This window comes from Streptomyces sp. CA-251387 (assembly GCF_050936625.1).
GTDB lineage: Bacteria > Actinomycetota > Actinomycetes > Streptomycetales > Streptomycetaceae > Streptomyces.
Genome location: NZ_JBNJMJ010000001.1, coordinates 6,227,265 through 6,247,552, shown reverse-complemented (window position 1 = coordinate 6,247,552; position 20,288 = coordinate 6,227,265). Strand labels below are relative to the sequence as shown.

Here is a 20,288-nt window from a genome sequence, read left to right as displayed (position 1 = left end):
GCAGCGGGACGAACGTATGCGGACAAGGCGGTGGCGCGATGGACGGTTGTCCATCGCACCACCAAAAGGGGTGAACGGTCGTAACTTTCCCGTGCAGGTCGCGTTCCGTCGCGCTAAGACATCACGCGCACACGGATCGTCACACCTGAACGGCCCGGACGGTCACACCACGGCCAACTCCCGTCGTGTGGCCCGCCGCCGGGCCGCGATCCGCGGGTCGAGCGCGGGTACGGCGGCCAGGAGCTGTTTGGTGTACGGGTCCTGCGGGTTGTCGTACACCTCGTCGGCGGGGCCCTGTTCGACGATCCGGCCGTGCCGCATCACCGCGACCCGGTCGCTGACCTGGCGCACGACGGCGAGGTCGTGCGCGACGAAGACGAGCGCGAGCCCGAGTTCGCGCTGCAACTCGCCGAGCAGGGCGACCACCTGGGCCTGGGTGGTGACGTCGAGCGCGGAGACGGGCTCGTCGCAGACGATGACGCGCGGGTCGGCCGCGAGCGCCCGCGCGATGCCGACGCGCTGGCGCTGACCGCCGCTGAACTCGTGCGGGTAGCGGTCGTAGTGCGCCGCTTCGAGCCCCACGCGCTCCAGCAGTTCCCGCACCCGCCCCCGGACGCGTGCCTCGTCCGGCTCCCCACGCGCGTGTAGCGGGTCGGCGATCGACTCGCCCACGCTGCGGCGGGGGTTGAGGGAGGAGACGGGGTCCTGGAAGACCAGCTGCACTGCCGGATCGAGGCCCACGCGCGCGTGCCCGTCGAAACGGACCTCGCCCGCCGTCGGCTCCAGGAGGCCGACGAGCATGCGCCCGAGCGTGGTCTTGCCGCTGCCGCTCTCCCCCACGATCCCGAGGGTCTCGCCGCGGTGGATCGTCAGCGACACGTCGTCCACCGCCGTGAACGCCCGCTTCCCGCGCCCGAATTCACGCCGGAGGCCGGTCGCCTCCAGGACGACCTCCGCCGGCGCGACAGACGGTTCCTCCGCCGCCGCAGCAGACGGTTCCCCCGCCGCCGCAGCAGCCGGTTCCTCCGCCTCCGCGGAGCCGGAGCGCGGCGCGTCCACGCGCGGGACCGCGCCGAGCAGTTCGCGCGTGTACGGCTGTGCGGGCGAGCCGAGGACGGTGGCGACCGGCCCGTGTTCGACCACGCGTCCGTGCCGCATGACGAGCACCTCGTCGACGCTCTCCGCGGCGACGCCCACGTCGTGCGTGACGAGGAGGAGGCCCATGGCCGTCTCCTCGCGGAGCGCGTGCAGGAGGTCGAGGATCTGGGCCTGGACGGTCACGTCGAGCGCGGTCGTGGGCTCATCGGCGATCAGCAGCTCGGGTTCACAGGCCAGCGCCATGGCGATGAGGGCACGCTGGCGCATGCCGCCGCTGAACTCGTGCGGGCGGGCACGGGATCGCCGTGCCGCGTCCGGAATGCCCACCCGGTCCAGCACCTGCACGGCACGCGCGCGTGCCGCTCGTCGCGAGGCACGCGTGTGCACGCGGAACACCTCGGCGATCTGGTCCCCGATGGCGTAGTACGGGTCCAGGGACGACAGCGGATCCTGGAACACCATCGCGGCCTTGCCACCGCGCAGCCGCCGCAGTGCCTCCTCGGGCGCCTTCTGTACGTCGACGCCGGCCACCTCGATCCCGCCGCCGACCCGCGCGCCCGTGCCGCGGTGCAGGCCGAGCAGGGCGGCGGCGACCGTGGACTTGCCGGAGCCGGACTCGCCGACGAGGGCGAGGGCGGCGCCCTGCTCCAGCCTGAAGGACAGCCCGTCCACGGCGCGCAGGGACCCGAACTCGACCGTCAGGTCCGTGATCTCCACCAGACTCATGCCAGCACCACCCGTCGGTCGGCCACCGCGTACAGGACGTCCGCGACGGCGTTGGCGAGGACCACGAAGAAGCCGGTCACCAGGACCATGCCGACGACCACCGGCAGGTCGACGACCTTGACCGCCTCGACCATCTCCTGGCCGATGCCGGGCAGCCCGAACAGCGTCTCGGTGAGCACGGCACCGCCGAACAGGACGCCGAGGTTGTTGGCGTTCACGGCGATGAGCGGGGCCACCGCGCCGCGCAGGGCGTGCCGCCAGATGATCGCCCGCTCGCCGACGCCGTAGGCCCGGAAGGTGCGCACGTGATCCTCGGCGAGGGTCTCCAGCATCGAGGCCCGGGTCAGCCGGGCATACGTGGCGGACTCGATCAGCGCGAGCGACAGCCAGGGCAGCAGGAGGTTCCAGGCCCACTGTTCGGGGTCGTCGGTGAAGGCGACGTACTGCGGGAAGGGCAGCAGCTCCAGTTGTCCGCAGACGACGATCATCAGGACGAGGCCGATGACGAAGACGGGCGTGGACATGCCCGCGAGCGTGAGCGCGGTCAGCAGCCGCTCGGTGAACCGGCCGCGCCGCCACACCGACAGCACCCCGGTGCCGACGCCGATGACCAGCCACAGCAGCATCGCGCCGAGCGCGAGCGAGGCCGTGACCGGCAGCTTCGTCAGGATCAGCGCCGTGACCTGCTGGTCGCTCTGGTACGACAGCCCGAGGCAGGGCGCCGAGCAGTGCTGGACCGAGGTGCCGGTGGAGTAGTCCTGGCCGGCGAAGAGGCCCTGCAGGAAGTGCCAGTAGCGCGTGTACAGCGGGTCGTCGAGGTGCAGTTGCCCGGCGACCTGCTGCACCTGGGCGGGCGAGCAGCGCGGGCCGCAGGTGATCTGGGCGACGTTGCCGGGGGTGACGTAGAAGACGACGTAGATGATCACCGAGAGGGCGAACAAGGTGACCACGGCACCGGCGGCCCGGCGCAGTACGAAACCACCGAAACCGCTCATGACGTCTCCCCCTTCGCTTCCTGCTTGCGGTCCGTCGGCTTCCGCTCGATGTCCGCCGTCTGTCGCTTGCGCCCCGTCCCGACCCGCAGCCGCGAGGCCGCGCGCGGGTCGAGGGCCGTGCGCACGCCGTCGCCCAGCACGGTGAGGGCGAGGACGGTCACGAAGAGGGAGCCCGCGGGCAGCAGGAGGTACTGCGGTGCCGCCTGGTACCAGACGTCCGCGGAGGTCAGCATCTGCCCCCAGGAGGGCGTCGGCGGCTTCACGCCCACACCGAGGAAGGACAGGGCGGCCTCGACGGTGATGTTCGACGGGACGAGGATCGCCGCGAAGGTGATGACGGGGGCCGCGAGGCCGGGGAGCAGCTCGCGGCGGGCGATCCGGACGGTGCCCCAGCCGCTGAGCCGGGCCGCGGCGACGTAGTCGAGCTCCTTGAGGGTGAGCGTCTGCGCACGCACCATCTTGGCGAGCGTGCCCCAGCCGGAGACCAGTCCGACGACCAGCGCCACCAGGACGGGGCGCGGGAAACTCGTGGGCACGATGGCGAGCAGGGCAAGCGCCACGACCATCAGCGGCATGGCCACGAAGATGTCGGCGATCCGGGTCAGGAGGAGGTCCACCCAGCGGTTGCCGAGTCCGGCGGCGACGCCGATGACGACGCCCAGCACAAGCTGTACGACCGTCGCCGCCAGCGCGACACCCAGCGACACGCGCGCGCCGTGGACCAGGCGCGCGAACAGGTCTCGGCCGGTCTGCGGTTCGACGCCGAGCCAGTGCTCGGCGCTCACTCCCCCGAACGACCCGATGGGCACGCCCCCGCGCGCGGAGTCCACCAGGGACGGGTGGTAGGTGGTGGGGTCCTGGCCCTCGATCGCGGTGAGCAGCGGTGCGGCGAGCGCGACCAGGACGAGCAGCGCGACGACGACCGCCGCGACGAGGGCGGCACGCTGCGTTCGCAGCCGCCGCCAGAACTGACGAGCCCCCGACGCCCCCGGGACGGCGATGTCCGCCCCGGGGGCCTGGGAGGTCAACAAGGCCTCGCTCATGATGACTTGACCAGATCCATTGACTACTTGATCCACTTGACCTGGTTGACCTACTTGACCGCGACCTGGGAGATGTCCAGTACGCCGGTCCAGTCACTGATCACGATGTTCTTGACGTCCTTGCCGTACAGCCGCTTGTAGACCGGGTGGAACAGCGGCACGGTCAGCGCCTGCTCGCCGATCTTCTTGTCCAGTGCACCCCAGCGCTCGGCGGCGGCGTCAAGATCGGTCAACTTGTTGATCGCGTCAATCTCGGCATTGACCGACTTGTCGTTCAGCAGGCCCGTATTGAAGTTCGCGCCGTCCTTGACGATCTGCCGGCCGTCGAAGATCGGGGCGAGGAAAGGACCGCCGGAGGGCCAGTCGGCACCCCAGTGGGCGAGGAAGAAGCCGGGCTCGGTCTTCACGTTGTGGATCTTGTCGGAGTAGTCGTTCTCTTCCAGACCCTGCAGCTTGACCGTGATGCCGGCCTTCTTGAGCGCGTCCTGGATCGCGGTCGCGATCTCGGGGCTGGTCTCGAAGTCCTTGGCGTTGGAGTGGGTCAGGGTGACGGTCAGCCCGCCTGCGTAACCGGCCTCCTTCAGCAGTTCCCTGGCCTTGGCCGGGTCACCGGCCTTGCCCGCCGGGAAGTGGTCGTACGGCGTGTAGCCGAAGGACTTCTGGTCCGGCAGGAAGGTGGTGGCGGGCTCGGCCAGCGCCGAGCCGCCCGCGGCATTGACCACGGACGACCGGTCGATGGCGTACGAGATCGCCTGCCGCACCTTGACGTTGTTGAACGGCTTGATCGTCGGGTTGAACGCGATGTAGTTGGTGTAGCCGAAGTGTCCAGTGCCGACGCGAGAGGCAAGTTCCTTGTCGCCGGTCACCTTGGCCAGCTCCGCCGGGCCGAGGTTGGTGTCCGTGGTGACCGCGGCGGCGTCCGCACCCTGGGACGACGACAGCCGCTGGTTGATCACGGACGAGTCCAGCCCGGACCGTACGTCGATCTTGTCCGGGTACGCCTTGCGCTCGGCGTCCGTCGAGGCGGACCAGTACGTGTTGCGCTCCAGGACGAGCCGCTCACCGTCGTTCTCGTTGCTGACGACCTTGTACGGCCCGGTCGAGATCGGGTGCTCCTCGTACTTCGTGCCGGTGTCCTTGTCCTGCGGCACGGGCGTGAACTGCGTCTGCGTGGCCAGGTACGGGAACTCGCCCTCGGGCTTGTTGAGCCGGAAGACGATGGTCCGCTGGTCCGGCGTCTCGATCGAGTCGAGCCCGCCCTTGTCCTTGTACGGCCCCTCGTAGTCGGCGCCGCCGATCAGCCAGTCCCTCAAGTAGGGCGCCCCACCCGACAGTTCGGGCGCGAAGGAGCGCTCGATGCCGTACTTGATGTCGGCCGAGGTGATCGGGGTGCCGTCCTCGTACTTGAGGCCCTCCTTGAGGGTGTACGTCCACACGGTGGCGTCCTTGTTCGGGCGCCCGGTGTCGGTGGCGAGGTCGGGGACGACCTCGGCGCCGGCCTCCCCGTTCTCGCGGTTGCGGGTGGTGAGCGTGCGGAAGACGAGGGACGGGACGTTTCCGCCGCCGGAGGTGTACAGGCGGGCGGGGTCGAAGTCCTGCTGCGGATTGGAGTTCAGGACCGTGAGCGTGCCGCCCTTGTGGGGCGTGGAGTCGCCGCCGGCGCCCTTGGCATCGTTGTCCTCAGGCCCGCAGGCGGCGGCGCCCGCTGCCACGACCAGGCTGACGGATGCCGCGGCCACGCGGCGCGCTATGACGGACGGTTGACGCATCGGAGACGACCTCTCGGATTGGTGGATCTCGCATGGACGGTCGAGAATCGAGTCAGCTCGACCTGTCTCGGATGGCGAGAAGGATTGACGCGGAGTGAGACGGAAATGAGCAGACGTCCGCCCCGGCGCCGGGTCGTCGGAAAAACCCGTGAACGAGCCGCGGGGTCAGACCCCGTCAACGACTCGGCGACTCACAGGAGAGGAAGAAGATCGCGACGCGAACGCCAAGGGGCGAACGTCAGCGACAGTGAATGTCGGCCACGCACAGAGCGGTCACACCGATGAGCGCCAGCTCGATGGCGGCGCGAGAAGAGGCGTGACGGGTCGACATGTGCAGAAATATGGATCAACACGCTGCACATGTCAATGTGACATGTGAACCATCCGTCAACTCCCGGGATACGGCCACGGGTTGGCCCGGCAGTGGATCCCGTCGTGATCGAGGAACTTGGTCTGCTGCTGCATGACCGGCGCGAGATCACCGTCCTTGTCACAGGTGACATGGCTGAAGCCGAGCCGGTGGCCGACCTCGTGGTTGATCAGCATCTGCCGGTACGCGTGAATCCGGTCACCGTAGGTCTTCGACCCCTGTGCCCATCTGTACGCGTTGATCATCACGCGCTCGGTGGCGGCCGAGTCGCACGACACGTTGTCCTCGGTGGTGTCGAGGCCTGACTTGGCGCACCAGACGGCGGTGGTGCCGGGGCTGGCCAGCGTGATGACGAAGTCGGGCTTGCCGGAGTAGATGCGCTCGAAGGTGCGGGCGCCGTTGTGGGACCAGCTGCGGTCGTCGTTGAGCGTCTTCTGCACGGCCTCGGCGAACAGTTCGCCGTCCAGCCCCAGCCCCTGCTCCACGTCCACGCGATAGGTGAACTTCTGCCCCGTCCCGGGCGCCTTGTCGATCCCCGGGATCGCGTCGAACTGCCCCGAGCCCTTGAGCGTGGCGCCGAGCGCGTACCTCTCGCCCATCTTCTGCTCGTACGTCAGCGGCGCCACGTCAGGCACACCGGACGGCACCGGCCGCCCGTCCCCGCGCGAGGCCGAGTCACGGGCGTCCCGCGCCTGATCGGTGGCGGACTGCGACTGTACGTCGCTGTCGTCCCGCCCCTTCGTGACCTGCCCGGCGACGACGACGGCCAGCACGGTGACGACGGCGGCGGCCGCGATGCCGGTGAAGGCCCGGCCCTTGGCACCCTTCGCCGGCACGGGCTCGCCGGTCGGCGGGGCGTCGTCGTCGAGGTCGGTGTCGTTCGCGACGCCGATGCCGGTCCCGGTGTCCCAGTCGGTGACGGAGGCGTACGGGTCGGCGGCGTGCGCGGAGTCGGACGTACGGAGCGCGAAGACGTCGTCGTCGCCGTCCTCACCGAAGGCGTCGAGGTACTCCTGCCGGGGCCCCTCGGACGGCGATGCCCGCCGGGGCCGCGGCAGGGGAACGCCGGTCGCAGGCGGAGCACCGGCCGCCGCGGGACCCCCGCGAGCGACCCCGGTCCGCCCCCTCAACTCGCCCCAGCCCCCACCGGGTTCACGCTGCTCGGGGTGACCGCCGCGGAGCAGGGGGGTGCCGTGGGCGGGAGTCCCGTCCGGCAGGCGGGGAACGCCGTGGGCGGGGGTGCCGTCGGGCAGCCGCGGGAAGCCACGCGCGGGCGTGCCATCGGGAAGCCGCGGGATGCCATGCGCCGGAGTGCCGTCCGGCAGCCTCGCGAACCCCTGCGCAGGCGTGCCGTCAGGAAGTCTCGGGATCCCCCGCGCGGGCGTACCGTCCTGGCCCCCGTGCCCTCCGTACGCCGGTGCCCCACCCGCCGGCATCCCCTGCCGACCCGGCGGTGGACCCGGCACTCGGCGACCGCCAGGACCACCGGGCCCGCCGGGGCCACCAGGGCCGCCAGGACCACCGGGCCCGCCAGGCCCCCCGGACTGCGGCCAGCCCCCCTGACCCGCCCCCGGAGCCGCACCCGGCCGCGGAGCCGGAACCCTTCCGGGCCCCGTACCCGGCACGGACGGCCCCCGCCGGTCGGCGCCCGCGGCGCCCGCCTCCGGCTGTGCTCCCCGGGAGCCCTGTCGTGCAGTTGTGTCCGCAGTGTCGCGCTTGGCGGCGGATCCGCGGCGGCTGTGGCGTCCCACGTCGCGCCTCAGCTCCCCGCGGTCTCGGTCACGGCGTCGTCCTCGACAGCGGACGCGCCCTCGGCCACGGTCGCATCCTCGCCCGCGGTCGCACTCTTGGCCGCAGTCGCACCCTCGGCCACGGGGCACCCTGCGGCCGCCGCCACCGGCTCCCCCGCCTCCGCGAGGAGTTCACGGAACGCCCGGGCGACCACCTCCGGGTACTCCATCATCGCCACGTGCCCCGCCTCCGGCAGGCTCAGCAGACGGGAGTCACGGAAGCTGCGCGCGGCCTTACTGCACATGCGGTAGCCCACGAGCTGGTCCCGGCCGCCGTAGATGAGCAGCGTCGGCGCCAGCACCCGCTCGGCCTGGCGCCACAGCGCGTGCTGGCCGCCCAGCGTGTAGGCGTTGACCAGTCCGCGCGCGGAACGCGTCATCGCGTCCCAGAAGTACGGCAGTTGCAGCCGCCGCTCCATCTCCTGGACGGCGTTGCGGAATCCTTCCGGCGTCACCATCCCGGGGTCGCCGTAGCACAGGTGCAGCACGCCACGGACCCGCTGCTCCGCCGTCCACTCCCTGGTGAGCCGGGAGAAGAGCGTGGTGACACCCGGCATCGCCAGCAGCGCCGTGGGCACAGCGCTGCGCTGGACGCGGATCTCCGGCAGCGCGGGCGACACGAGGGTGAGCGTACGAACCAGGTCGGGGCGCACCGCGGCGACGCGCGTGGTGACCGCGCCGCCGAGCGAGTTGCCGAAGAGGTGTACGGGGCCGCGGCCGGAGGCGTCGAGATAGCGGATCACCGCGCGTGCGTGCGCGGTGATCGAGTAGTCGCCGTCGTCCGGTGGCGGCGAGTCGCCGAAACCCGGCAGGTCGACGGCCTCGCAGTCGACGTCGCCCTCGAGCTGCTCCATCAGGGCCGACCAGTTCTGGGAGGAACCGCCGAGTCCGTGCACGTACAGCGCGGGCGGCAGCCCTTTGCGCGCGGGCGGCCTGGAGCGCACCGTCAGCGTGATGCCCGGCAGCCCGACCGAACGCAGCCGCTCGCCCTCCCCGACTCGGACGGCCGCCACCTTGGGAAGGACATTGGCGGCCGGCACGGACGGGAGCTCGGTCGAAGACATGCGCCAATGTTACGAGACGATCACGTCCTGGTTCATGTGTTCGCCATCACAACTCGACACGTACATGGCAGGCGCCCGGCCGGTGTACCCATGGAGGGAGGCCCGTCCGAATTGCCCACAGATCCCCCGCGGATCGCATAGCGTCCGGAAGCGGTGTCTCCTAGGCTCGTACGCAGGGCACCCGCATGTGGACCCCTGCTTCGCCCAGGGACGTCGTGCCCCACGGGGACGTTCTAGGAAGGGAGCCCACCATGGCCGTCGATCCCACCGACCCCGAGACCTTCGCGGACGACGACACCGAGGAAGCCCAGGAGTTCGACGTCGAGGCCCCCACGGCCGACGCGGCCGAACAGCACGCGGACGTCAGGCCCGACCGCGACGATCCGATGACCGCCGTGAACCCGGACCGCGCCAACGAGGCCGATCTGGTCGAACAGGCCCGCGTCGTCTCCATCGACGAGGACGACTACCGGTGACGCAGGCGCACACCCGGGGCCGGTGAGCACGAACGAACGCGTACGAGCGCGAACCAGGGTGCGTTCGGGCGCGAAAGTGAGCGCCGCTGAGCAGGAAAGAGACCGCTTGCTGCCCTTTTGGTCCCGGTTTCAAACCTTCTGCGCGACTTTCGCCACCGTCCGGTCCGTGAAATTCTGCGCTCGCACCGCGCACACCCGGGTTACCGAAAAGTACGATGGCGGCGCGGCGCACACCGCATGTGGACGACTTTGGGAGGCGGCGTGACAGCCATCGAGCAGACAGAGGCGGCACGCCCGCGGGGCACTCGCCTGCCGCGCCGTGCCCGACGGAACCAGCTTCTGGGCGCCGCCCAGGAGGTCTTCGTCGCGCAGGGCTACCACGCTGCCGCGATGGACGACATCGCCGAGCGCGCCGGCGTCAGCAAGCCGGTGCTCTACCAGCACTTCCCGGGCAAGCTCGACCTCTACCTCGCCCTGCTGGACCAGCACTGCGAGTCGCTGATCCAGGCCGTGCGGAACGCGCTTGCGTCGACGACCGACAACAAGCAGCGCGTACGGGCGACGATGGACGCGTACTTCGCGTACGTCGAGGACGACGGCGGCGCCTTCCGCCTGGTCTTCGAGTCGGACCTGACGAACGAGCCGGCCGTGCGCGAGCGCGTCGACAAGGTCACCAACGAGTGCGCCGAGGCGATCTGCGACGTCATCGCCGAGGACACGGGCCTCTCGCGCGCGGAGTCGATGCTGCTCGCCTCCGGCCTCGGCGGCCTCGCCCAGGTGGTGGCCCGCTCCTGGCTGCACAGCGACCGCAGCGTTCCACGCGACCAGGCGGTGCAGCTGCTGACCTCCCTGGCGTGGCGCGGCATCGCGGGCTTCCCGCTGCACGGCACCGAGCACCACTGACACAGATCCCGGGGACGTTTGTTCCCGCCGGCTGTTCGCTCCTGGCGTTCTTGGGCGGAGGGTGTACGTCCCCTCACCGGGCTAATGTGTGCTGGGTACGGCGCGTAAAGGTCGCGCACTTCACTGACCGTCGGAGGGACATAGCCGTGGAGGTCAAGATCGGCGTGCAGCACGCGCCGCGCGAGATCGTTCTGGAGAGCGGTCAGAGTGCCGAGGAGGTCGAGCGAGCGGTGTCCGAGGCACTGGCCGGGAAGTCGCAGCTGCTGACCCTCGTGGACGAGCACGGCCGCAAGGTCCTGGTGCCGGCCGAGCGTCTCGCGTACGTGGAGCTCGGCGAGCCGGCCCCGCGCAAGGTGGGCTTCGGCGCGCTGTAGGAAAGCGTCGGCAGACAGGCATTCACGGGGAGGGCCCGGTGACCACGGTCGCCGGGCCCTCCCCGTTCCGTCCCCCCGTTCCGTCTCCACAAATGAACCACAAGTCGATCACAGGGGAGGATTGCATTCCGCAGGTCAGGGGTATGACGGGCTACGACCGTTTCGAGCAGGTCGGCCATGTGGGAGGGACCCCAACATGCTCTTGGAAGCGCTCAGCTCCGCGATCCTCGGCCTGGCCCTGGCCTGGGCTGCCGCGCACCGCCTGCCGCACCGCCTGCCCGCCCGCTCCCTCGTCCTGCCGACGGGTGTCGCCGGCGGCCTCTTCGGCGCCTTCATCACGCACACCGCGCTGGACTTCGGCAACCTCTTCGTGGTCCTCATCGGCGCGGCCGTCGTCTCCGCCGCCTCACTCTCCCTGCTGGTACGCCCCGCGGGAAGACTCCGCCGCCACTCGGCGACCGCATGACCCCCGGGGACCGGCCGCCGGACGACTGACGCACCCGGCCCCCAGGAAACGCCTGTCCGTGTCTTTCAGCCCGTCCGGCGTTTGAGGACGAGGCCCCTCAAGGGCCGAAGCGGGGTCCAGGGGGCGGCAGCCCCCTGGCGGGGTCGAGGGGGCAGAGCCCCTTCAACGATGGGACGGGTAGGGGCGGCGCGGGCGAAACCCCTACGCCGCCAGCCCCAGCGCAGCCATCCGCTTCGTATGAGCCTCAGTGATCCGCGAGAACATCTTCCCGACCTCCGCAAGATCGAACCCGTCCGCGACCCCACCCACGAGCATCGTGGACAGCGCATCCCGATCGGCAACGACCCGCTGCGACTGCGACAGCGCCTCCCCCATCAACCGCCGGGCCCAGAGCGCAAGCCGCCCACCCACCCGCGGATCGGCATCGATCGCGGCCCGCACCTTCTCCACCGCGAACGACGCGTGCCCGGTGTCATCGAGCACGGCCAGCACCAGCCCCCGCGTGTCCGAGTCGAGCCGCGCCGCGACCTCCCGGTAGAAGTCACTGGCGATCGAGTCACCGACGTACGCCTTGACGAGCCCTTCCAGCCAGTCGGACGGCGCCGTCTGCTTGTGGAACCCGTCCAGCGCGGCGACGAACGGCTCCATGGCCTCCGTCGGCTCGGCCCCGATCTCGGTGAGCCGGTCGCGCAGCTTCTCGTAGTGGTGGAACTCGGCCGACGCCATCTTGGCCAGCTCCGCCTTGTCCGCCAGCGTCGGCGCCAGCTTGGCGTCCTCCGCCAGCCGCTCGAACGCCGCCAGCTCCCCGTAGGCCAGCGCGCCGAGCAGGTCCACGACGGCGGCCCGGTACTGCGGATCGGCGGAGGCCCGCGCCCAGTCCTGGGCGGCGACCCCGGTGTGTTCGGCGGAGGAGTCTGCGGTGTCGGAGGCGTCAGGGGTGTTGTCAGACGTCGTCATGAAGCGCACAATAGCCCGCTCCCCGCGTCACGGAAGTCCCTGGTCAATCACTGTGACGCCGACTACGTGACCAATTCGGCCATCGCATGTGCGCGTTTCCGGGGTATGGTGGTAATGCGCCCGCTGAGTACTCAGACGTATCTCGACGGGCCGCACGTTATGAGGATGCCCGGTCGGTGGCCCGATCGGCTCCGACCCGACAGCCCTCCACGGCCGTACGGCACTCTGCGTACGAAGCCCGGAGGGGGACACCCTCAGCGGTACGAGCGCTAGAGCGTCGGCAGTGGTCCCGTGCCTTACGGCCCGACCGTATGGCAGCCGACGTCCCCCGGCACGGTCCGTCAAAGACCCCCCGCGCTCGCCTCGCACCGCGCACACAGAAGAGGCAGCACCCTGACTACGACTTTTCGAGAGCTCGGAATCCTTCCCGAGACCGCCGAGGCCCTGGAAGCCGTCGGCATCACCACTCCCTTCCCCATCCAGGAGATGACCCTCCCCGTCGCCCTCTCCGGCACGGACGTCATCGGCCAGGCCAAGACCGGTACCGGCAAGACGCTGGGCTTCGGCCTTCCGCTCCTCGAGCGCGTCACCGTCCCCGCCGACGTGGAGGCCGGCCGCGCCAAGCCCGAGGCCCTCACCGACGCCCCGCAGGCGCTCGTCGTCGTCCCCACGCGCGAGCTGTGCACGCAGGTCACCAACGACCTGCTGACCGCGGGCAAGGTGCGCAACGTACGCGTCCTCGCCATCTACGGCGGCCGGGCCTACGAGCCGCAGGTCGAGGCCCTCAAGAAGGGCGTCGACGTGATCGTCGGCACCCCGGGCCGACTGCTGGACCTCGCGGGCCAGAAGAAGCTCAACCTCAAGCACATCAAGGCGCTCGTCCTCGACGAGGCCGACGAGATGCTCGACCTGGGCTTCCTGCCCGACGTCGAGAAGATCATCAACATGCTGCCGGCCCGGCGCCAGACCATGCTGTTCTCGGCGACCATGCCGGGCGCGGTCATCGGCCTCGCCCGCCGCTACATGTCGCAGCCCACCCACATCCGCGCCACCGCGCCGGACGACGAGGGCGTGACGGTCGCGAACATCGCGCAGCACGTCTACCGGGCGCACAACATGGACAAGCCGGAGATGGTCGCGCGCATACTGCAGGCCGACGGCCGGGGACTGGCCATGGTCTTCTGCCGTACGAAGCGCACGGCGGCCGATCTCGCCGACCAGCTCCAGCAGCGCGGTTTCGCGTCCGGCGCGGTCCACGGCGACCTCGGCCAGGGCGCCCGTGAGCAGGCGCTGCGCGCCTTCCGCAACGGCAAGGTGGACGTCCTCGTCTGCACCGACGTCGCCGCGCGCGGCATCGACGTCGAGGGTGTGACCCACGTCATCAACTACCAGTCGCCGGAAGACGAGAAGACGTACCTGCACCGCATCGGCCGCACCGGCCGCGCGGGCAACAAGGGCATCGCGATCACGCTGGTCGACTGGGACGACATCCCGCGCTGGCAGCTGATCAACAAGGCGCTGGAGCTGGACTTCAACGACCCGCCGGAGACGTACTCCACGTCCCCGCACCTCTTCGAGGAACTGAACATCCCCGCGGGCACCAAGGGTGTCCTGCCCCGCTCGGAGCGCACGCGCGCCGGGCTGGCGGCGGAGGAGGTGGAGGACCTCGGTGAGACCGGCGGCCGCGGTGGGCGCGGTCGCGGTGGCCGAGGCGGCCGGGACGAGTCCCGCTCGTCCTCGTCCTCGTCCTCGTCCGACCGCGAGCGCCCGGAGCGTACGTCGCGTCGCCGCCGCCGGACGCGCGGCGGGTCACCGCTGGACGGGACGCCGACGCCCGCCAACGGTCCCGCGACGGCGGAGGAGACCGTCGAGGCCACTTCGGCGGACTCCGTCACCGCATCTCGCACCCCGCGCCGCCGTCGCCGCACCCGCGGCGGGGCATCGCCGGAGGCGGCCCCGGCCGTGACGGCCACGTCCGCGGACGCCGCGGAGGCAGCGGTCACGACGGCCGAGGGCCCGTCCCTGGACACCGCCGAGGAGGCTCCGGCCACCGCGCGCCGCCGCCGCACACGCAAGTCGGCGGAGCCGAAGGCGACTTCGGCCGAGGCTGCGACCGCCACCGAGCCCGCGCAGGCATCCGAAGCCGTGCAGGCGTCCGAGCCTGCCATGGCCGCTCCGCAGATGCCGGAAGCCGAGGAGGCCCCCGCCACCACGCCGCGCCGCCGCACCCGCAAGGCAACGACCACGGCGGAGAGGGCCGTCGACACGGCGGAGAGCTCCACCGAGGCCGCACAGCAGGCTCCGCAGACCGCGGAGGCAGCGCAGACCGCCGAGGCAACGGAGTCCAAGCCGCGCCGCCGCACCCGCAAGGCAGCGACCGCCGCGGAGACGGCCGTCGACACGGTCGAGGGCACCACCGAGGCCAAGCCGAAGACGCGCCGCACCCGCAAGACCGCGGCGTCCGTCGAAACGGCCGACATCCCGGCCCAGACGGCCCAGGAGCCGGAGCCCACCGAGGCCAAGCCCAAGGCACGCCGCACGCGCAAGGCGACCGCCGCCGCCGAGACTGCCGTCGACACGGCCGAGGCCGCGGAGGCCAAGCCGAAGACGCCGCGTACGCGCAAGGCGACCGCCACGGCGGAGGCTGCCGTGGACACGGCCGAGGCCGCCGAGGCCAAGCCCAAGGCGCGCCGTACGCGCAAGACCACCGCCACCGCCGAGGCCGCCGTCGACACGGCTGAGGGCACGGAGGCGAAGCCGCGCCGTACGCGCAAGGCTGCCGCGACCATTGCCGAGCCGGAGGCCGCCGAGGCCAAGCCCCGGCGCACCCGCAAGGCAGCGGCTACCGCTGAGGCCGCCGTGGACACCGCTGAGGCCGCCGAGGCCAAGCCGAAGGCACGCCGCACCCGCAAGACCGCGACGTCCGCCACCCCGGCCGCGGACATCCCGGCCCAGGCCACCCAGGAGCCGACGGACGCCGAAGCGCCCGCACCGCGCCGCCGCACCCGCAAGGCCACGGCGACCGTGGAGGCTGCCGACGGCACGGCCGAGGTGAAGCCCAAGGTGCGCCGCACACGCAAGGCGACGGCCGCCGCGGAGCCCGCGGAGAGCTGATCTCCCGCACGACGGCCCGGTCCCGCATCACGTGGGGCCGGGCCGTCGGCGTTGCCGGGGTTACTCTCACGCTCCGGTCATCGGCATCCAGTGCATCTCAGCCCGTCCGGCGTTTGAGGACAAGGCCCGTTCAGGGCCGAAGCGGGGTCTGGGGGCGGCAGCCCCCAGGGACGGGACGGGTAGGGGGCGGAGGGGGCGAGCGAACCCCCCGACGGCCACCGCAGCACCGTCCCACCACTCGCCCACCAACGCCCCGCCCCCACCCGCTACCCTCCCCAACGTGACCACCCAACCCGCCGCCACGCCGCCCCCCAACGCCCGCGCCTACCCCCTCCACACCCCCCGCGGCACCTTCGCCGTAGTCGACTCCCCGGCCGCCCCCGACGTGAAGCTACGAGGCGTAGCCCTCCTGCTCCCCGGATTCACCGGCAGCAAGGAGGACTTCACGCTCATGCACGAGCCGCTCGCGGCACGCGGCTACCGCACGATCGCCGTGGACGGACGCGGCCAGCACGAGTCGGACGGCCCCGAGCACGACGAAGCCCCGTACGCCCAGGCAGAGTTGGCCCAGGACGTCCTCGCCCAGGCGGCAGCCCTCCGCACCCTCGACGGCCCCGAGGGCCCGGTCGCCCCCGACACCCCCCTCCACCTCCTCGGCCACTCCCTCGGCGGCCAGATCGCCCGTGCCGCCGTGCTCCTCGACCACTCCCCGTTCCGGTCACTCACCCTCATGGCATCGGGCCCCGCCCAGATCTCTGACTCCCAGCAGCAGCAGCGCGTGAAGCTGCTGCGGGACGCGCTCGCGGTGATGAACATGGCCGAGACCTGGGAGGCGATCCTCGCCATGGGCCCGCCCGAGGAGGTCGGCGGGCCGGCGCGCGGCATCGGCGGCCCGGACCTGCTGCGCCGCCGCTGGCTCGGCACGAAGCCCGCCCAACTCCTCGCCACCGGTCGCCAGTTGTGCACGGAACCGGACCGCGTCGACGAACTCGCCGCCGTCCCGCTCCCGTTCCACGTCCTGTCCGGCGCCGCCGACGACACCTGGCCGGTCCCGGTCCTGGACGACATGGCCGTACGGCTGCACGCCCGCCGCACGGTCATCCCCGGCGCCGAGCACTCCCCCAACGCCGACCAGCCCCTGCTCACGGCCGAGGCCATCGCGGACTTCTGGGACAGCGTCACCGGCACCGACGACTCCGACGGCCCCCGCCCCACGGACGCCTAGGACCTGGGACAGCCCGGGCCCCACGGAGGCCTAGGTCCTAGGGCAGCTCGGCCCCCGAAACCGCGCCCAGCGCCACCGGAGCAGCCCCGCTGCTAGTACTGCGCCTGCAGGTGCTCCCAGAACCCGTCCCGCAGCGCCCGCCGCAGATCGGCCTGCCCGCGCAGCGAGTACTGCAGCAGCCCCTCCGCCTCCACCAGCAGGTCCTGGTCCACCGACCCGGGGAGGTAGGGGTGCCCGGGCAGCAGCTCGACCAGCGACTCCCGCCCCCGCGCCGCGAGCCACTTCGCCGCGATCTGCGCGCCGACGAACCGGACGTCCTCCCGGGTGGGCCGAGCCCCCGCCGCCTCGTACGCGGCGGCGGTGCGCCGGGAGACGTACGGCTTGAAGAAGTCGAGGTCGAAGGTGCGCTGGCTGTCGACCTCCCAGAGCAGCGGCTCGGCCTGGTTACGGCCCTCCGGTGCCTCGATGCCCCACAGGTGGACCCGCGCCCCGTACCCTTGCGCCGCCTCGACCGCCGACACGAGGTCCTCGTCCCCGCCCAGCAGTGCCGCGTCGCTGATGGCGCGGTGTCTGGCCAGGGACTCCAGGTCGGTCCGGATCAGTGAATCGACGCCCTTTTGCTGGTTGTTGGCGTTGAGGTTCCCCAGACGCACCTTCACATCGGGGAGCTCGGCGATCGACTGCTGCTCCGCCGTGTGGATACGGCGCCGCGCACCGTCGTACCAGTAGACCCGCAGCAGCCTGCTGTCCGCGAAGATCGTGCGTGCCCTGTCGATGAGCGCCTCGATCAGGCCCTCCGCGTCCAGATCGAAGGCCCGGCGGTCTTCCGTCCCGGAGACCAGCCGTCCCGCGGCGGCGTACAGATAACCCGCGTCGACGAAGATCGCATGGGTCGAGGGCGTCTTCGCCACCTCGGCGAGCATGCGTTGCAGCAGCTCGTTGGTGTGTTCGATGCGGGCGGCGAGCGCCGCGAGGTCGTCGTTCATCGCCTCCATTGTCCCGGCGGTCACGCTGCGAACACAACCGGTCCCGGTCGGTCCCGCGGCGATCTCTCACCAGCCGCTTACCGGTCAGTAGTTAGCCGTTCGAAAAATTTCTTTAGCGTAGGGAATGTTTGTAACACCCAGACCGTTGCATACGTGTGTAACCAAGTGTGAACCCAGTAGTTCTCCTCAGGAGGATGACCAGACGAAGGGAGAAGCCATTGCGCTTCGAGATCATGCGACTCGACGAGGTCGACGGCACGCCCGTGGACAGCACCGTCGTGGACGCCGCCTCCGTCAACCGGATCGTTCAGCAGGCCGCCTCGATCGGTCAGCGGCTCTGGATCCGCCCGGCTGAGACCTCGGCCTCATAACAAGACGCTCATCACAGACGCACGCTCATAACAGACGCGGATCACCGCAGAAGCTTCGAAGCCCCCGTACGGCATCCATGCCGCACGGGGGCTTCGCGCATTACGTCAGGCTCAGGCGCCCTGGATCACCTGCGTGACCCCGTTGATGATCTGCTGCACGGCGATCGCCGACAGCATCATGCCCGCGAGCCGCGTCACCAGGACCACGCCGCCGTCCTTGATGACACGGATGATCAGCAGTGAGTACCGCATCACGAGCCACAGCACGACATGGATGGCGAGGATCGCCGCCCACACCGACGCCTGCGTGGCCACGGAGTCGGCCTTCTGCACGGCGAGGATGACGGACACGATCGCACCCGGCCCCGCGAGCAACGGCATGCCCAGCGGTACGAGGGCGACGTTGACGTCCTTGGTCTGCTTGGGCTCGTCCGTCTTGCCGGTGAGCAGGTCGAGCGCGATCAGCAGGAGCAGCAGCCCGCCCGCGATCATCAGCGCGGGGACGGAAACATGCAGGTAGTTCAGGATCTGGTGGCCGAGAAGCCCGAACACCGCGATCACCCCGCCCGCCACGCACACGGCCTGGAAGGCCATCCGCTTCTGCACCTTGCCGGGCCGGCCGGCGGTGAGCGCGAGGAAGATCGGGGTGATCCCGGGGGGATCCATGATGACGAAGAGGGTCAGGAAGAGGGAGCCGAAGACGGCGAGGTCGAACATGGGTGATGGGCCTTGCAGGTGAGTGAAACGCGCGGTGGGCAGTGCTGTGCCTCACCGCCGTGGGCATACGTTCCGCAGGGCGGAACGGGTGGGCACGGCCGACAGCGCCGGGTGCCTCGAAACGGACGTAAAGATGGCCGACCTAGACCCCGCCGGCCCCCGGCACGGGAAACGCTCCGGTCGCCCGCCGCGTGATCTCGCCGTACACCTCGGGATCCGTCGTGTACTCACCGAGCACGCACGTCTTGCGGCTGCCGTGGTAGTCGCTGGACCCGGTGGTCAGCAGCCCGAGCTCCTTCGCGAGCCCGCGCAGCCGCGCACGCGTGTCGGGGTCGTGGTCCATGTGGTCGACCTCGATGCCGTCGAGCCCGGCCGCGGCCATCTCGGCGATCGCGGACTCCGGCACGGTACGGCCCCGCTTGCTCGCGGCCGGGTGCGCGAAGACGGCGACCCCGCCCGCGGCCTTGATCAGCCGGATCGCCTCGAACGGGTCGGTCTCGTGCTTCTCCACGAAGGCCCGCCCGCCGTCGGCCAGCCAGTCCTGCGTGAAGGCATCACCCACGGTCGGTACGACCCCCAGCTCGACCAACGCGGAGGCGACGTGCGGCCGCCCGACCGAGCCGTCCCCGGCGATCCGCAGCACGTGCTCCCATGTCACCGGCACACCCAGCTCGTTGAGCTTCGCGACCATGCCCTGGGCCCGCGGCACCCGGTCGTCCCGCACCAGCTCCCGCTCCGCGAGCAGCGCCGGCTCCTCGGGGTCGAACAGATAGGCCAGCATGTGCATGCTCACACCGTCGATACGGCAGGACAGCTCGGCACCGGTGACGAGGGTGAGCCCCTCCGGCAGCGCGGCAATGGCCTCGGCGTACCCGCGGGTGGTGTCGTGATCGGTGAGAGCCACCACGTCGAGCCCGGCCGCGGCGGCATTGAGCACCAGCTCGGCCGGCGTGTCCGTACCGTCGGAAGCGGAGGAGTGGGTGTGCAGATCGATACGCACGACGCGAACTCCAGACGATGGCGACACGAACGGGGACGCTCAAGGATAACCGGATTTTCAACGCCCCCTGTCACACCCGCACCCGCTGAGCGCCCCCTACGGAAACGCCCTCAAGGGGCGCGGGGAACTGCGCGAGCAACCCACGACCACCCGCACCCGCCCCTCGTCAGCACACCTCGGCCCGGTGGGCGCTACGGCTCGAGCAAGCGCGGCGACAACGCTCCGCAGGGCACCAGATCCACCTCGGCCCCCGCATCCCGCAGATCCGTCAACACCAGCTCGTCGTACATCAACAACCCCGACTGCTCCGGCCACACGACCGCCCACAGCCACATCCCGAGCGCCTCCCCCGCGAACACGGCACGGTCGTCGGGCGTACCCGACACATGCCACAGCGGCGTCGGCCGCCCGGCGGCGAGGACCTTGGCCTGTGCCGGCTTCTCGACGTTCATGTACGGCCCGGGATCCGGCCCGTCGATGCCCGCATAGCGCGCGCCGAGCCCGACGCCGAGCTCCTCGGCGACCAGGATCAGCTCGCCCACGCCGCCGAGCGGCCCGGGCCCGGAGCAGGCAACGGCCGTCGCACGACCCCCGCTGCGGTCGTCGCCCGCGCTGGCGACGCCCGTGAACAGCCAGCCGATCGGCAGCGGCCACGGGATCCACACCGGCACCTGCGTCCGGTGCACAACAACACTGAGGGCCTCGACGCTGGGCGGGATCACAGGCTGCACCGGATGCACGGTGCCGTGCACATCGCACTGCCAGGTGTCGACGAAGAGTCCGGGAGCCCTGACCCGGCCACCACACTTCGGGCAACTGGGTTCGCCCCTCATAGGGCCCCACG

19 protein-coding genes are annotated in these 20,288 nt (G+C 71.0%); 7 read left to right on the top strand and 12 right to left on the bottom strand.

The annotated features are described in order from the left end of the window. Positions 1 to 162 precede the first annotated feature (162 nt). From ACQEV2_RS28115 to ACQEV2_RS28085, 7 genes are all read right to left on the bottom strand, one after another. Positions 163 to 1,824: a dipeptide ABC transporter ATP-binding protein gene (locus tag ACQEV2_RS28115; protein ID WP_433047216.1), complete on the bottom strand. Its 1,662-nt coding sequence runs from the start codon at positions 1,822 to 1,824 to the stop codon at positions 163 to 165. Next, entirely contained in the window at positions 1,821 to 2,819 is a 999-nt protein-coding gene (locus ACQEV2_RS28110) for an ABC transporter permease (protein WP_433047213.1), read from the bottom strand. The genes ACQEV2_RS28115 and ACQEV2_RS28110 overlap by 4 nt, the downstream gene beginning before the upstream one ends. Continuing rightward, positions 2,816 to 3,862, bottom strand: coding sequence for an ABC transporter permease (locus tag ACQEV2_RS28105; RefSeq protein ID WP_433047210.1), 1,047 nt, complete (start codon positions 3,860 to 3,862; stop codon positions 2,816 to 2,818). Before ACQEV2_RS28105 ends, ACQEV2_RS28110 begins: the two co-directional genes overlap by 4 nt. A 50-nt stretch (positions 3,863 to 3,912) precedes the next feature. Next, the gene (locus ACQEV2_RS28100) at positions 3,913 to 5,631 is read right to left on the bottom strand and encodes an ABC transporter substrate-binding protein (protein WP_433047207.1); all 1,719 of its coding nucleotides are present in this window, start codon (positions 5,629 to 5,631) and stop codon (positions 3,913 to 3,915) included. 238 nt (positions 5,632 to 5,869) lie between these two features. Next, positions 5,870 to 5,962 carry an Ms4533A family Cys-rich leader peptide gene (locus ACQEV2_RS28095; RefSeq protein WP_341846150.1) on the bottom strand — a complete coding sequence of 31 codons (93 nt, stop codon included), beginning with the start codon at positions 5,960 to 5,962 and terminating at the stop codon, positions 5,870 to 5,872. A gap of 56 nt (positions 5,963 to 6,018) precedes the next feature. Next, complete coding sequence (locus ACQEV2_RS28090; RefSeq protein WP_433047204.1) at positions 6,019 to 7,752, bottom strand: DUF3152 domain-containing protein; 1,734 nt, start codon at positions 7,750 to 7,752, stop codon at positions 6,019 to 6,021. An 8-nt stretch (positions 7,753 to 7,760) separates the two neighbouring features. Next, positions 7,761 to 8,855 carry an alpha/beta fold hydrolase gene (locus ACQEV2_RS28085; RefSeq protein ID WP_433047201.1) on the bottom strand — a complete coding sequence of 365 codons (1,095 nt, stop codon included), beginning with the start codon at positions 8,853 to 8,855 and terminating at the stop codon, positions 7,761 to 7,763. A 251-nt stretch (positions 8,856 to 9,106) separates the two neighbouring features. Between ACQEV2_RS28085 and ACQEV2_RS28080 the strand changes: the two genes are divergently transcribed. The 4 genes from ACQEV2_RS28080 to ACQEV2_RS28065 all read left to right on the top strand — a co-directional run bounded on the left by ACQEV2_RS28080 (position 9,107) and on the right by ACQEV2_RS28065 (position 11,074). Then, entirely contained in the window at positions 9,107 to 9,331 is a 225-nt protein-coding gene (locus tag ACQEV2_RS28080; protein WP_433047198.1) for a hypothetical protein, read from the top strand. Between the two features lie 261 nt (positions 9,332 to 9,592). Next, entirely contained in the window at positions 9,593 to 10,234 is a 642-nt protein-coding gene (locus tag ACQEV2_RS28075) for a TetR/AcrR family transcriptional regulator (RefSeq protein ID WP_234765491.1), read from the top strand. A 146-nt stretch (positions 10,235 to 10,380) separates the two neighbouring features. Continuing rightward, complete coding sequence (locus ACQEV2_RS28070) at positions 10,381 to 10,608, top strand: DUF3107 domain-containing protein (protein WP_003998121.1); 228 nt, start codon at positions 10,381 to 10,383, stop codon at positions 10,606 to 10,608. 196 nt (positions 10,609 to 10,804) lie between these two features. After that, positions 10,805 to 11,074 (top strand): hypothetical protein, encoded by a 270-nt coding sequence (locus ACQEV2_RS28065; RefSeq protein WP_433047193.1) that lies wholly within the window; start codon positions 10,805 to 10,807, stop codon positions 11,072 to 11,074. Between the two features lie 201 nt (positions 11,075 to 11,275). Here ACQEV2_RS28065 and ACQEV2_RS28060 read toward each other — a convergent pair whose 3' ends face one another. Beyond that, positions 11,276 to 12,040 (bottom strand): ferritin-like fold-containing protein, encoded by a 765-nt coding sequence (locus ACQEV2_RS28060; RefSeq protein WP_433047190.1) that lies wholly within the window; start codon positions 12,038 to 12,040, stop codon positions 11,276 to 11,278. A 477-nt stretch (positions 12,041 to 12,517) separates the two neighbouring features. Between ACQEV2_RS28060 and ACQEV2_RS28055 the strand changes: the two genes are divergently transcribed. Both ACQEV2_RS28055 and ACQEV2_RS28050 read left to right on the top strand, forming a co-directional pair. Further along, the gene (locus ACQEV2_RS28055) at positions 12,518 to 15,145 is read left to right on the top strand and encodes a DEAD/DEAH box helicase (RefSeq protein ID WP_433047187.1); all 2,628 of its coding nucleotides are present in this window, start codon (positions 12,518 to 12,520) and stop codon (positions 15,143 to 15,145) included. Positions 15,146 to 15,425: 280 nt separating this feature from the next. Then, the gene (locus ACQEV2_RS28050; RefSeq protein WP_433047184.1) at positions 15,426 to 16,370 is read left to right on the top strand and encodes an alpha/beta fold hydrolase; all 945 of its coding nucleotides are present in this window, start codon (positions 15,426 to 15,428) and stop codon (positions 16,368 to 16,370) included. Between the two features lie 92 nt (positions 16,371 to 16,462). On the opposite strand, the gene ACQEV2_RS28045 is transcribed toward ACQEV2_RS28050, so the two are convergent. Then, positions 16,463 to 17,356: an NYN domain-containing protein gene (locus ACQEV2_RS28045; protein WP_433047181.1), complete on the bottom strand. Its 894-nt coding sequence runs from the start codon at positions 17,354 to 17,356 to the stop codon at positions 16,463 to 16,465. Between the two features lie 194 nt (positions 17,357 to 17,550). Between ACQEV2_RS28045 and ACQEV2_RS28040 the strand changes: the two genes are divergently transcribed. Continuing rightward, complete coding sequence (locus tag ACQEV2_RS28040; RefSeq protein ID WP_433055259.1) at positions 17,551 to 17,727, top strand: hypothetical protein; 177 nt, start codon at positions 17,551 to 17,553, stop codon at positions 17,725 to 17,727. A 111-nt stretch (positions 17,728 to 17,838) separates the two neighbouring features. On the opposite strand, the gene ACQEV2_RS28035 is transcribed toward ACQEV2_RS28040, so the two are convergent. From ACQEV2_RS28035 to ACQEV2_RS28025, 3 genes are all read right to left on the bottom strand, one after another. Continuing rightward, on the bottom strand, positions 17,839 to 18,444 hold the full coding sequence (locus ACQEV2_RS28035; protein ID WP_433047178.1) for a MarC family protein: 606 nt from the start codon (positions 18,442 to 18,444) through the stop codon (positions 17,839 to 17,841). 142 nt (positions 18,445 to 18,586) lie between these two features. Beyond that, on the bottom strand, positions 18,587 to 19,444 hold the full coding sequence (locus ACQEV2_RS28030; protein WP_433047175.1) for a PHP domain-containing protein: 858 nt from the start codon (positions 19,442 to 19,444) through the stop codon (positions 18,587 to 18,589). Between the two features lie 191 nt (positions 19,445 to 19,635). Beyond that, complete coding sequence (locus tag ACQEV2_RS28025) at positions 19,636 to 20,277, bottom strand: DUF6758 family protein (RefSeq protein WP_433047172.1); 642 nt, start codon at positions 20,275 to 20,277, stop codon at positions 19,636 to 19,638. Positions 20,278 to 20,288: the final 11 nt, after the last annotated feature.